Origin of the sequence: Roseococcus thiosulfatophilus, assembly GCF_017311575.1 — a bacterium.
GTDB lineage: Bacteria > Pseudomonadota > Alphaproteobacteria > Acetobacterales > Acetobacteraceae > Roseococcus > Roseococcus thiosulfatophilus.
The window spans coordinates 67,034-79,111 of record NZ_JAFFQY010000061.1; the positions used below are offsets into that span (position 1 = coordinate 67,034).

At 72.0% G+C, this 12,078-nt stretch carries 15 protein-coding genes and 1 pseudogene; 12 read left to right on the top strand and 4 right to left on the bottom strand.

Going from position 1 to position 12,078, the window contains the following annotated elements; genetic code table 11:
* Nucleotides 1-2: 2 nt before the first annotated feature.
* A complete protein-coding gene (locus JTN19_RS16155) occupies nt 3-1,289 on the bottom strand; it encodes a replication-associated recombination protein A (RefSeq protein ID WP_206934717.1) in 1,287 nt (428 codons plus the stop codon).
* Nucleotides 1,290-1,361: 72 nt separating this feature from the next.
* On the opposite strand from JTN19_RS16155, the gene JTN19_RS16160 reads away from it, so the two are divergent.
* From JTN19_RS16160 to JTN19_RS16170, 3 genes are all read left to right on the top strand, one after another.
* Nucleotides 1,362-2,318: a Bug family tripartite tricarboxylate transporter substrate binding protein gene (locus tag JTN19_RS16160; protein ID WP_206934718.1), complete on the top strand. Its 957-nt coding sequence runs from the start codon at nt 1,362-1,364 to the stop codon at nt 2,316-2,318.
* A 146-nt stretch (nt 2,319-2,464) separates the two neighbouring features.
* Nucleotides 2,465-3,313: a class A beta-lactamase gene (gene bla, locus JTN19_RS16165; RefSeq protein ID WP_408901888.1), complete on the top strand. Its 849-nt coding sequence runs from the start codon at nt 2,465-2,467 to the stop codon at nt 3,311-3,313.
* On the top strand, nt 3,310-4,254 hold the full coding sequence (locus tag JTN19_RS16170; RefSeq protein ID WP_206934720.1) for a Bug family tripartite tricarboxylate transporter substrate binding protein: 945 nt from the start codon (nt 3,310-3,312) through the stop codon (nt 4,252-4,254). Before bla ends, JTN19_RS16170 begins: the two co-directional genes overlap by 4 nt.
* A gap of 3 nt (nt 4,255-4,257) precedes the next feature.
* Here the strand turns inward: JTN19_RS16170 and JTN19_RS16175 are convergent, their stop codons facing one another.
* Together JTN19_RS16175 and thiS are read right to left on the bottom strand one after the other, a co-directional pair.
* Nucleotides 4,258-5,049 (bottom strand): HisA/HisF-related TIM barrel protein, encoded by a 792-nt coding sequence (locus JTN19_RS16175; protein ID WP_206934721.1) that lies wholly within the window; start codon nt 5,047-5,049, stop codon nt 4,258-4,260.
* Nucleotide 5,050: 1 nt separating this feature from the next.
* Nucleotides 5,051-5,293, bottom strand: a complete 243-nt coding sequence (gene thiS, locus JTN19_RS16180; RefSeq protein ID WP_206934722.1) for a sulfur carrier protein ThiS — start codon at nt 5,291-5,293, stop codon at nt 5,051-5,053.
* Between the two features lie 139 nt (nt 5,294-5,432).
* Between thiS and aroQ the strand changes: the two genes are divergently transcribed.
* The 5 genes from aroQ (at nt 5,433) to aat (ending at nt 8,621) form a co-directional block, all read left to right on the top strand.
* Nucleotides 5,433-5,885: a type II 3-dehydroquinate dehydratase gene (gene aroQ / locus JTN19_RS16185; RefSeq protein ID WP_184385604.1), complete on the top strand. Its 453-nt coding sequence runs from the start codon at nt 5,433-5,435 to the stop codon at nt 5,883-5,885.
* Nucleotides 5,885-6,364 carry an acetyl-CoA carboxylase biotin carboxyl carrier protein gene (gene accB / locus JTN19_RS16190; RefSeq protein WP_206934723.1) on the top strand — a complete coding sequence of 160 codons (480 nt, stop codon included), beginning with the start codon at nt 5,885-5,887 and terminating at the stop codon, nt 6,362-6,364. Before aroQ ends, accB begins: the two co-directional genes overlap by 1 nt.
* Before the next feature lie 5 nt (nt 6,365-6,369).
* Nucleotides 6,370-6,516 carry a hypothetical protein gene (locus JTN19_RS16195; RefSeq protein WP_206934725.1) on the top strand — a complete coding sequence of 49 codons (147 nt, stop codon included), beginning with the start codon at nt 6,370-6,372 and terminating at the stop codon, nt 6,514-6,516.
* Nucleotides 6,517-6,520: 4 nt separating this feature from the next.
* On the top strand, nt 6,521-7,861 hold the full coding sequence (gene accC / locus JTN19_RS16200) for an acetyl-CoA carboxylase biotin carboxylase subunit (protein ID WP_206934728.1): 1,341 nt from the start codon (nt 6,521-6,523) through the stop codon (nt 7,859-7,861).
* A 91-nt stretch (nt 7,862-7,952) separates the two neighbouring features.
* Entirely contained in the window at nt 7,953-8,621 is a 669-nt protein-coding gene (gene aat, locus JTN19_RS16205; protein WP_242531208.1) for a leucyl/phenylalanyl-tRNA--protein transferase, read from the top strand.
* Between the two features lie 10 nt (nt 8,622-8,631).
* Here the strand turns inward: aat and JTN19_RS16210 are convergent, their stop codons facing one another.
* Nucleotides 8,632-9,183 (bottom strand): cytochrome b, encoded by a 552-nt coding sequence (locus JTN19_RS16210; protein ID WP_206934729.1) that lies wholly within the window; start codon nt 9,181-9,183, stop codon nt 8,632-8,634.
* 9 nt (nt 9,184-9,192) lie between these two features.
* On the opposite strand from JTN19_RS16210, the gene JTN19_RS16215 reads away from it, so the two are divergent.
* The 4 genes and pseudogenes from JTN19_RS16215 to JTN19_RS20440 form a co-directional block, all read left to right on the top strand.
* Complete coding sequence (locus JTN19_RS16215; protein WP_206934731.1) at nt 9,193-10,113, top strand: DUF429 domain-containing protein; 921 nt, start codon at nt 9,193-9,195, stop codon at nt 10,111-10,113.
* Between the two features lie 22 nt (nt 10,114-10,135).
* The gene (locus tag JTN19_RS16220) at nt 10,136-10,759 is read left to right on the top strand and encodes an FMN-binding negative transcriptional regulator (RefSeq protein ID WP_206934733.1); all 624 of its coding nucleotides are present in this window, start codon (nt 10,136-10,138) and stop codon (nt 10,757-10,759) included.
* Nucleotides 10,760-11,524, top strand: coding sequence for a short-chain dehydrogenase/reductase (locus JTN19_RS16225; protein ID WP_206934735.1), 765 nt, complete (start codon nt 10,760-10,762; stop codon nt 11,522-11,524). It abuts the gene before it with no gap.
* A gap of 7 nt (nt 11,525-11,531) precedes the next feature.
* Nucleotides 11,532-11,969: pseudogene (locus JTN19_RS20440) on the top strand (NAD(P)/FAD-dependent oxidoreductase); the annotation flags it as partial.
* Nucleotides 11,970-12,078: the final 109 nt, after the last annotated feature.

Sequence of the window (12,078 nt, forward strand, 5' to 3'; positions counted from 1 at the left end):
CCTCAACCCCCGCGCCGCGCCTTCAGCCCGGACCAGTAGTCCAGGCGCTTTCGGATTTCCCGCTCGAAGCCACGCTCGTTGGGCGTGAAGAATTCCTCCGCGCGCAGCGCCTCGGGCAGGAATTCCTGCCCCGCATAGGCTTCCGGCGCGTCGTGGTCGTATTGGTAGCCGGCGTGGTAGCCCAGCTCCTTCATCATCTTCGTGGGCGCGTTCAGCACGGACAGCGGCGGCGGCAGGTGCGCGCTGCGCTCGGCGGCGGCCAGGGCGCGGGTGAAGCCCATATAGGCCGCGTTCGACTTGGGCGCCGTCGCCACATAGGTGATGGCCTGGGCCATGAAGAGCTTGGCCTCGGGCCAGCCCACGCGCTCATAGGCATCCCAGGCCGCGATCACCTGCACCATGGCCTGGGGGTCGGCCGTGCCCACATCCTCGCTGGCGGCGCATAGCAGGCGGCGGAATACCACTTCCGGCGCCTCGCCCCCCACCATCATCCGCGCGGCGTAGTACAGCGCCGCCTGCACGTCCGAGCCGCGAAGCGACTTATGGAAGGCGCTCAGCAGGTCGTAATGGCCATCGCCCGCCTTGTCATGCGTCGCCATGCGGCGCTGGAGCACGCGGCCGAGGCCGGCCGGGTCCAGCACCTCCTCGCCCGGCAGGGTGGCCACCTGCTCGACCAGGTTCAGCAGGTAGCGCCCATCGCCGCCGGCCAGTGAAAGCAGGGCGGCCCGCGCTTCGTCCGTCAGGCGCAGGGGTGCGCCCAGCGCCGCCTCCGCCCGCGCCACCAGCGCGCCGAGTGCCGCCTCGTCCAGGGCCTGCAGCACCAGCACCCGGCAGCGCGAGAGCAGCGCGCCGTTCAGCTCGAAGGAGGGGTTTTCGGTGGTCGCGCCGACCAGCGTCACCGTGCCGTCCTCGACCACGGGCAGGAAGGCATCCTGCTGGGCGCGGTTGAAGCGGTGGATCTCGTCGCAGAACAGCAGGGTGCCCTGCCCGCCCTCGCGCCGGCGCCGCGCGGCCTCGAAGATTTTCCGCAATTCCACCACGCCCGACTGGATGGCGCTGATCGCCTCGAAATGCAGGTCCGACACCTCGGCCAGCAGGCGCGCGATGGTGGTCTTGCCCGTGCCCGGTGGCCCCCAGAGGATCAGCGAGGACAAGGCGCCGGCCGCCACCATGCGGCCGAGCGGGCCCTCCGGCCCCAGCAGGTGGTCCTGCCCCACCACCTCATGCAAATGGGCGGGCCGCATCCGGTCCGCGAGCGGACGCGGCGCCTGGCCGGCGAACAGGCTCATGGCGACCTCTGATCGGGCTTGCGAAGGACGGGCATCGGCGCATCCTACGCCGATCAACACCGGAGGAAACCGATGCCCACGAAACGTGGCCTTCTCATCGCCGGCGCTGGCCTGCTCGCCGCGCCCGCCATCGCGCAGCAGCGTGTCACCCGCCTTCTCGTCACCTTCCCGCCGGGTGGGTCCACCGACATCCTGGGCCGCATCATCGCACCCGCGATCGAGCGGCAGTTGGGCCACACCGTGGTGGTGGACAATCGCGGCGGGGCCAATGGCGCGGTGGCCATGGCGGCCCTGGCCAGCGCGCCGGCCGATGGCAGCACCTTCGCCCTCGACGCGGGCGGGGCCACGACCAACCCGCACCTCATGCGCGGCCTCGGCTTCGACTACGCCACGGCCTTCGCGCCCGTGACGCAGGCCACCATCCTGCCCGCGCTGCTGATCGTGCGCGGGGACAGCCCCATCCGCGACTTCCAGGGCTTCGTGGCCCATGCGCGCGCCAACCCGGGTCAGGTCAGCTATGGCAGCTCGGGCGTCGGCACCGGCTCGCACCTGGCGGGGGCGCTGCTGATGCGCCGGGCGCAGCTCCAGGCCACGCATGTGCCCTATCGGGGGGGCGCGGACCAGCTGACCTCCATCCGCCGCGGCGACACCATCACCACCTTCAGCACCATCCCGACCATCGCGGGGCTGATCCGCGACGGGGCGATCCGGCCGCTGGTGGCGTCCACGCCGCAGCGGGCGCGGGCCTATCCCGACGTGCCGACGGTGGCGGAAAGCGGCTTCCCTGGCTTTTCCATCTACGACTTCCACGCGATCTACGCGCCTGCCAACACGCCGAGCGAGGCGGTGTCGCGCATGGCTTCCGCGGTGCGGGGGGCGATGAACGACCCGGAACTGCAGCAGCGCTTCCTCAGCCTCGGCCTGGAACCCGCCGCCCATGGGCCGGAGGCCTTCGCCACCTTCCTGCGCCAGCGGCGCGAGGAAATGGGCACGTTGATCCAGGCCGAGGGCATCCGCCTCGAAGGCTAGCGTCTGATCGGCTTCGGTGGAATCACCGAAGCCATGAACCAGCCGTTCGGCAACGCCGTGGCGCCAGTGGCGAAAAACGCGGCCGCGCCAATACCGCCCGCCCCCATGTTGGTCTATGGGGCGGGCGCATGATCACACGACGCACCATGGCGGTCGGGGCGGCGGCCCTGGCCGCGTCCCCCGCCCGCGCCCAGGGCTGGACCGCCCTGCCCGAAGCCTTCGCCCGCATCGAACGGCGGCATGGCGGGCGGCTGGGCGCGGCGGTGCTGGATCTCGCCACCGGCCAGGCCGTGGCCCACCGGGGCGAGGAGCGCTTTCCCCTCACCAGCACCTTCAAGCTGCCACTGGCCGCGGCCGTGCTGGCGCGGGTGGAGGCGGGGCAGGAAAGCCTGGACCGCCGCATCCCGTTCGGACGCGAGGCGCTGGTCACCTGGTCGCCCGTGACCGAGGGCGCGGCGGGCGGGCCCGGGCTGACGGTCGAGGCCCTGGCCGAGGCCTGCATGACCATCAGCGACAACACCGCCGCCAACCTGCTGCTCGACGCGCTGGGCGGCCCGGCGGCGCTGACCGCCTTCCTGCGCGGCATCGGCGACGCGCAGTCCCGCCTGGACCGTTGCGAGACGGAACTGAACGAGGCCCGCCCCGGCGACCCGCGCGACACCACCACGCCGCTCGCCATGCTGGCCACCATGCGGGCGCTGACGCTGGGCGAAGCGCTGTCCCCGGCCAGCCGCGCCCGGCTGCTGGCCTGGATGCGCGCGAACCGCACGGGCGGCCCGTTGTTGCGCGCCAGCCTGCCCGCCGGTTGGGCGGCGGGGGACCGCACCGGGGCGGGGGGCTTCAACAGCCGTTCGGTGGTCGGCCTGCTCTGGCCGCCAGGCGGGCGGCCCCCCATCCTGGTCACGGCCTACCTGACCGAGGGCCCGGCGGCGATGGCGGCCCGGGACGCAGCGCTGGCCGAGCTGGGCGCGGCGGTGGTGGCCGCCGCGGCATGAGGCGCCGGGCGCTGCTCGCCCTGCCGCTGCTGCCGGCGGTGGCGCAGGCGCAGCCCGCCAACATCCGCCTCGTCATCGCCTTTCCGCCCGGAGGATCCACCGACATCCTGGGCCGGATGCTGGCGCCGCGCATGGCGGCGCGCCTGGGGGCGCTGGTGACGCCCGAGAACCGAAGCGGCGCGGGCGGGGCCGTGGCCTCGGGCCATGTGGCGCATTCGGCGCCCGATGGCGGCACGCTGCTGCTGGATTCTGGCGGCCAGGCGGTGAACCCCTTCCTGATGCGCGGCCTCGGCCTCGACTATGCGCGGGACCTGGCGCCGGTCACGCTGCTGGCCACCCTGCCCCTCGTGCTGGTGGCGCGGCCCGGCTTCGGCGTGGGGGATGTGCCGGCCCTGGTCGAGCGCCTGCGGGCCGATCCGCGCCACGCGCGCTATGGCAGCGTGGGCGTGGGCTCGCGCACCCATATCGCGGCCGCCGCCCTGCTGCGCCGGGCCGGCATCGCGGGCGAGCACGTGCCGTATCGGGGCGGTGCGGACCAGGTGCAGGGGATGCTGCGGGGCGATGTGCCCTTCGGCTTCACCTCGCTGGCGTTGGCCGCGCCGCTGCTGGCCGACGGGCGGCTGCGGGCGCTGGGCGTTTCCACCGCCACCCGCGCGGCGGCGCTGCCCGAGGTCAAGACCATCGCCGAACAGGGCCTCCCCGGCTTCGCCCATGGCGACTGGGTGGCGCTGCTGGTGCCGGCGGGCACGCCGGAGGGGGTGGTCGCGCGCGTGGCGGAAGCTGCCATCGAAGCGATGGGCGAGGCCGAGATCGCGCCCCGCTTGGCCGCCCTCGGCCTTCAGCCCGAGGCGCGCGGCCCCACCCATCTCGCGGCATTCCTGGCGGAGGAGCGCGCGCTGATGGCGCGCATCATTGCCGAGGAGGGGATCCGCCTCGACTGAGGCTCAGCGGATGGTCCCGGTGGTGGGGCTGGAGGGGTCCGCCCGGTAGTCGCGCGGCATCCGCCCCGCCAGATATGCATGGCGCCCTGCGATGACCGCATGCTTCATGGCCGCCGCCATCCGCACCGGATCCTGGGCATGGGCGATGGCGCTGTTCAGCAGCACCGCGTCGCAGCCCAGTTCCATGGCCTGGGCGGCCTCGCTGGCCGTGCCGATGCCCGCATCCACCAGCACCGGCACCTTCGCCTGCGCCTTGATGGCGCGGATCATATAGGGGTTCACCACCCCCATGCCGGAGCCGATGGGGGCACCCAGCGGCATGATGGCGACGCAGCCCATCTCCTCCAGGCGCTTGGCCGCCACGGGGTCATCGGCGCAATAGACCATCACCTCGAAATTGTCGGCCAGCAGGGCGGCGGCGGCCTCGAAGGTCGCGGCCATGTCCGGGTAGAGGAAGGGCGGCGGGCCCAGAACCTCCAGCTTGACCAGGTTCCAGCCACCGGCCTCGCGCGCCAGGCGCAGGGTGCGTACGGCGTCCTGCGCGGTGTGGCAGCCGGCGGTGTTGGGCAGATAGGTGTACTGCGTGGGCGGGACGAAGTCCTGCAGCATGGGCGCATTGGGGTCGCTCAGGTTCACCCGGCGCACGGCCACCGTCACCATCTCGGCGCCGCTGGCGGCGATGCTGGCCGCCGTCTCCTCCAGCGACTTGTAGCGACCCGTGCCGACCACGAGGCGCGAGCGGAAGCGCCGCCCGGCCACGGTCCAGCCGTCATCCTCCAGCGTGGTCGCGTTCATGTCAGCCGCCCCCGATGAAATGGACGATCTCGATCTGGTCACCGTCGCTCAGCGACGTCTCGTCGTAGAGGGAGCGCGGGACGATCTCGAGGTTGCGTTCCACCGCGATCTTGCGGCGGGGCAGGCCCAGATGGTCCAGCAGCCCGGCCACGCTCACGCCCGCGGGCAGCGAGAGGGCCTCGCCATTCACCGTGAGGCGGAGGGTGGGGGCCGTGCGCGTCCCGGCCAGGGAGGTGTCCGTCATGGGGGGAACATGGCGAGGCCCCGCCATCAGGGCAAGGACGCCCCCGCGCCCCTGCCCTCCCCTCGGGCCGCTTGCCGCTCTGCGGGCGCGCGTGCTAGCCGCACCGCTCGCGCCTTTTGTCACCGGTCCGGATCAAGCCATGCAGCTCGTCGCCGTCCTGAACGGCCCCAACATCAACATGCTCGGCACGCGGGAGCCGGAGAAATACGGCACCGCCACGCTGGATGATGTGGAGGCCCTCTGCGCCGAGGCCGCGGAGGAGCTGGGGCTGGCCATTGATTTCCGCCAGACCAATTCCGAGGGCGAGCTCGTCACCTGGATCCAGGAATGCCGGGGCCACGCGCAGGGCATCGTCATCAACCCGGCGGGCTACACCACCACCTCGGTGGCCGTGCTGGACGCGCTGTTGGCCGTGGGCCTGCCGGTGATCGAGGTGCACATCACGAACATCCACCGACGCGAGGAATTCCGTCAGCACAGCCTGGTCTCGAAGGCGGCGACGGGGGTCATCGCCGGGCTGGGGGTGGCGGGCTATGCGCTCGCGCTCCAGGCCATGGCGGGGCTGATCGCGGATGGTGAGGACGAGGAATAATGACCAGCGGCATCCAGTTCGACCCGGAGGCGATCCGTCGCCTCGCGGACATCCTGCGTGAAACCGACCTGACCGAGATCGAGCTGTCCGAGAAGGATGCGCGCATCCGCGTGGCGCGGGTGGTGACGGTGGCGCCGGCGGCCCCCGCCTACTATCCGGCGCCCCAGGCGCCCGCCCCGGCCCCGGTGCCGGTGGCGCCCGTCGCCGCCGCGGCGGCGGCCGTTGATTCGCTCGACCCGAAGCACCCCGGCCTGGTGACGTCGCCGATGGTGGGCGTGGCCTACCTGGCGCCCGAGCCGGGTGCGGCGCCCTTCGTGAGCCTGGGCAGCAAGGTGGCGGTGGGCCAGACCCTGCTGCTGATCGAGGCGATGAAGACCTTCAACCAGATCAAGGCCACGCGCGCCGGCACCGTCACGCGCATCCTGGTCGAGGCCGGCACCCCCGTGGAGTACGGGGAGCCGCTGGTGCTGGTGGAGTGATGCCCATGGCCACCCGCGCGCAACCCCACCGGCCCGTCACCGCCCTCCGAGAATCCGGCCGCAACGCGGCCGGCGCCGCCCACCTGACCTCCCTGCCCGCGCACCCGTCGCGCGGCGCAGCCAAGCGCGCGCAGCGCGCGCCCGGCGCCTGAGGGCATGAAAAAGGTTCTGATCGCCAATCGTGGCGAGATCGCGCTGCGCGTCCACCGCGCCTGCCAGGAAATGGGCATCCGCACCGTCGCGGTCCACAGCACGGCTGACGAGACGGCCATGCATGTGCGCCTCGCCGATGAGAGCGTGTGCATCGGCCCGCCTTCCGCGCGGGAGAGCTACCTCAACGTCGCCAACATCCTTTCGGCGGCTGCGATTACCGGAGCGGACGCCATCCATCCGGGCTATGGCTTCCTCAGCGAGAACGCCAAGTTCGCGGAGATGGTGGAGGCGCACGGCTTCACCTTCATCGGCCCCACCGCGGACCACATCCGCATGATGGGCGACAAGATCACCGCCAAGGACACCATGCGCCGCCTGGGGGTGCCGCTGGTGCCCGGCTCCAAGGGCGCGCTCTCCTCGCTGGAGGAGGCGCGTTCCGTGGCCGAGGAGGTCATGTACCCCGTGCTGATCAAGGCCGCGGCGGGCGGCGGCGGGCGCGGCATGAAGGTGGCCCGCGATGCCTCCGAGATCGAGGAGGCCTGGCGCGTGGCCCGCACCGAGGCCAAGGCCGCCTTCGGCAATGACGAGGTCTATCTCGAGAAATACCTCGACCGCCCGCGCCACATCGAATTGCAGGTGCTGGCCGACACCCACGGCAATGTCGTGCATTTCGGCGAGCGCGACTGCTCGCTGCAACGGCGCCACCAGAAGCTGGTCGAAGAGGCCGGCAGCCCCGTGCTGACACCCGCCGAGCGCGACGCGCTGGGCGCCCAGGTGACGGCCGGCCTGCGGCAGCTGGGCTACCGCAACGCCGGCACGCTGGAATTCCTGTGGCAGGATGGGCAGTTCGCCTTCATCGAGATGAACACCCGCCTGCAGGTGGAACATCCCGTCACCGAGATGGTCTGCGGCGTGGATTTGGTGCGCGAGCAGATCCGCGTCGCCGCCGGCGAGAAGCTGGGCTATGGCCAGGAGGATGTGCGCTTCTCGGGCCACGCCATCGAATGTCGCGTGACGGCCGAGCACCCCGAGACCTTCGCGCCCTCGCCCGGCCGCGTCACGACCTATCACGCGCCGGGGGGCCTCGGCGTGCGGGTGGATAGCGCGCTCTATTCCGGCTATTCGGTGCCGCCGCATTACGACAGCCTGGTGGCCAAGCTGATCGTCCATGCGCCCACTCGCGCCCAGGCCATCGCCCGCACCCGGCGCGCGCTGGACGAGATGGTGGTGGACGGCATCGAGACCACGTTGCCGCTGCACAAGCGCATCATGGAAGACCCGGAATTCCAGGCCGGCGACTACACGATCCATTGGCTGGAACGGTTCGTGGGCCGGAACGGCTGACGCGAAGCCCGTGCCTTCCCGGCGCGGTTGTGGCATCATCCCGTGCATGCCCAAGGCTGTCCCAGCGCGCCGGGCGGGCTGAGCATCACGCATGTCCACCCGCCGCCAGATGGAAATCACGCCGGAGCTGATGCTCCGCGCCTACCGCATCGGGCTTTTCCCGATGGCGGAAAGCCGTGACGCGCAAACCCTCTACTGGCTGGACCCCGAGCAGCGCGGGGTGATCCCGCTGGAGGAGTTTCACCTGCCGCGGCGCTTGGCGCGGCGGGTGCGGCAATCCCCCTATGCCGTCACCGCCGACACGGCCTTCGAGGCCGTCATCGACGCCTGCGCCGCGCCGCGCCCGAACAGCAATGACAGCTGGATCAACGAGGAAATCAGGCGCCTCTTCCTCGCCCTGCACGCCCAAGGGCACGCCCATTCGCTGGAGGCCTGGCGGGAGGGGGAGCTGGTGGGCGGGCTCTATGGCGTGGCGCTGGGCGCGGCCTTCTTCGGCGAGAGCATGTTCAGCCGCGCCGATGATGCCTCCAAGATCGCGCTGGTGCATCTGGTGGCGCGGCTCAGGCTGGGTGGCTTCACCCTGCTGGACGCGCAATTCCAGACCGAGCACCTGGCGCAGTTCGGCACGCGGGAGGTGCCGCGCAATCTCTACAAGCAGTTGCTGGCCGATGCGGTGGAGAAGCCCGCCGAATTCCAGGCGGCGCCGGAGCCCGCGATCCTGGCGGCCGAGCTGGAGCGGATGCGGCAGAAGCCGGGGTGAGGATCGAGCGCTACACCATCCGCAGCAGCGTCCCGTCCTTGCGGATGGCCTGGTGGTGGATGGCGGCGCCGATGTGCAGCACCAGCAGCGCCGCGATGGTCCAGCCCAGCCAGCGGTGGAACATCAGCAGCCACTCGGCCAGGGGCACATTGGCCTCCATGAATTTCGGCAGATCTATCAGGCCCATATAGGCCGTGGCGCCCTGCATCGGAAAGCCGAAGGCGTTGGTGGCGAAGAAGCCTAGCAGCGGCTGCAGGATGATGGCGGCATAGAGCGCGTGGTGCACGCCGTCCGCCACGCGGCGCATGCCATCGGGCACGGCGGGGTTGGGCGGCACGGGGTTCCGCAGCCGCCAGGCCAGCCGCGCCAGCGCCACGAAGAACAGGGTGAAGCCCGCGCTTTCATGGATGGCGTAGAAGGCCATCTTGCTCTCCTCCTTCACGTGCGGGATGACGAAGCCCAGCGGCAATGCCACGGCCATCAGCCCGGCCGTGACCCAGTGGAACCATTTCGCCGTGGAAGTGTAGCCCATGCGCGCCTCCTGCCCCGTCAACCGCATCATGCCATGGCCATGATCGCGGCGCACGCCGATTGGTCCATGGAGCCGCGCAAGCGCTGGGTGGCGGTGGCGCGGCGGGGCGCGGGGGGTTGGCGGATGGAGGCGCCCGTGCCGGTGGGCGAGCCCGCGCGCCTCGCCGCCGCGCTGCTGGCGGAGGGCATGCCGGCGGTGCTGGGGCTCGACCTGCCGCTCGGCGTGCCACGCGGCTTCGCCGCCGGGCGGCCCGAAAACGGCTTCGTGGAATTCCTGGCCGGGCGCGCGGGGGATGCGCGCTTCTTCACGGTGAACCCGGGGCTGGATGGCGTGGGGCCGGATGCCCCCTTCTATCCGGCGCGGGGGGTGAAGGGCATGACACGGGCGGCGCATGCGGCGGCGCTGGGGCTGGATGGCCCGGCCGCGCTGAACCGCTGGTGCGACCGCGCCACCTCCACGCGCCCGGCCGGCGCGCCGGTCTTCTGGACGCTGGGCGCGAACCAGTCGGGCAAGGCCGCCATCACCGCCTGGCGCGACTGGCTGGCGCCGGCGCTGGCGGCGGGGGCGCCCTATGACCTCTGGCCCTTCGCCGGGCCGCTGCACGGGCTGTTGCGGCCGGGGCGGCTCGCGTTGGCCGAGGTCTATCCGGCCGAGGCGCTGCGGCAACTGGGGCTGCGCCTTCTCGGCAGCAAGCGCGCCGAGGGCCCGCGCCGTGCCCTGGCCGAAGCGCTGCTGGCCTGCATGGCCGCGCTGGGCGTGGAAGCGACCCCGGCGCTCGCCGCCATGGCGCGCGCGGGCTTCGGCGCCGATGCGGCGGGCGAGGATCGGCTAGACTGCACGCTGGGCCTGCTTTGCCTCATCGCCGTGCTGGACGGGGTGCGGCCCGACACCATCCCCGACGACCCCATGGTGCGACGCTGGGAAGGTTGGGTGCTCGGCCAGGCCCTTCCGCTGGCGTGACGGCTGCGGCAACCTTGGCGTGATGTACAATCCGCCCGCCTTCCGTGAGGACCGCCCCGAGATCCTGCACCGGCTCATGGCCCAGGCCCGCCTGGCCGTGCTGGTGTCCAATGGCGCGGGGGGCGTGCCCGATGTCAGCCACCTGCCGCTGATGCACAGCCCGGCGCAAGGCCTCATCATCGGCCACCTGGCGCGCGCCAACCCGCACTGGAAGGCGCTGCGCGCGGCGGGCCGGGCCATCGCCATCTTCCAGGGGGCGGAGGGCTATATCTCGCCCTCCTCCTACCCCTCCAAGGCCGAGCATCACCGCGTGGTCCCCACCTGGAACTACGAGGCCGTGCATGCCGAGGGCCCGGTGGAAATCGTGGAGGACACGGCGCGCCTGCACGAGATCGTGAGCAGCCTGACCGACCTGCACGAGGCGCCGCGCGCGAACCCGTGGCGCGTGACCGACGCGCCCGAAGACTTCATCCAGGGCCAGCTCAAGGGCATTGTCGGCACGGTGCTGCGCGTCGAGACACTGACCGGCAAGCGCAAGCTCTCGCAGAACCGCAACGCGGCGGACCGCGAGGGGGCGCTGGCCGGGCTGACCGAGGAACAGGCGGCGCTGGCCCATGCCATGCGCGCGCAGCAAGGGGGCGAGTGAATGGAACTGGGCCTGAGCGGCAAGCGCGTCGTCATCACGGGCGCCTCCAAGGGCATCGGCCTCGCCTGCGCCGAGGCCTTCGCGGCGGAGGGCTGCGACCTGGTGCTGGCCGCCCGCCAGCCGGAGGAGGCGGCGGCCAGGCTGCGCGCCCGCTTCCAGCTCCGCATCGAGGCGGTGACGGCCGACCTCTCGCGCCCCGAGGACCGCGCCCGCCTGCACGAGGTGGCGGCCGAGGCCGACATCCTGGTGAACAATGCCGGCGCCATCCCCTCGGGCGGGATCGCGGACATCTCCATGGACCGCTGGATGGAGGCCTGGAACCTCAAGGTCTTCGGCTATTTCCACCTGACGCAGCTGTTCCTGGCCTCCATGCGGGCACGGCGGGCCGGCGTGATCTGCAACATCATCGGCATGGCGGGGCGGGCCTGGAAGCCGGGCTACATCGCGGGGACGGCGGGCAATGCGGCGCTGATCGCCTTCACCTCCGCGGTGGGCTTCGACGCGCAGAAGGATGGCGTGCGCGTCTTCGGCATCAACCCGGCCGTGACGCGCACCGAAAGGATGGAGACGCAGGCCCGCTTCCGCGCCGAACAGGCGCTGGGCGACCCGGAGCGGTGGCGCGAGATGGTGACGGGCCTGCCCTATGACCGGCCCATCGAGCCGCGGGAGATCGCGGACATGGCCGTCTTCGGCAGTTCCGCCCGCGCCGGCTACCTGAACGGCACCGTGGTGGACATTGACGGCGCCGGCCAGTTCAAGGGTTGATGGGCTGATGGTCGCGACCCGCGCGCTCGACCTCGTGGAGGGCGAGGACCCGCTGCCGCCATCCGCCGATGTGGTGGTGGTCGGCGCCGGCATCATCGGCGTCTCCGCCGCCGTCCACCTCGCCAAGGCCGGGCATTCGGTGGCCCTGCTGGAGAAGGGCGTCGTGGCGGGCGAGCAATCCAGCCGCAACTGGGGCTGGTGCCGCACCATGAACCGCGACGAGCGGGAAATCCCGCTCATGCAGCACAGCCAGACGCTCTGGGACGCGCTGCCCGGCGAGATCGGCGCGGAGATGGGCTTTCGGCGCAACGGTCTGGTCTATGTCACGAAGGACCCCGCGCAGCTCGCATCCTGGGAGGCCTGGCTCGACATGGCGCGGCCCTACCAGGTGGGCGCGCGCATGATTGATGCCGAGGAAGCCCGCCGCCTTGCCCCCTGCCCCGGCGAGGACTGGGTGGGCGGCGTCGTCTCGCCGCGCGATGGGCGGGCCGAGCCGGCCCTGGCCGCCCCGCCCTGGCCCGCGCCGCCCGCGCACGCGGCGCCACGCTGCACCA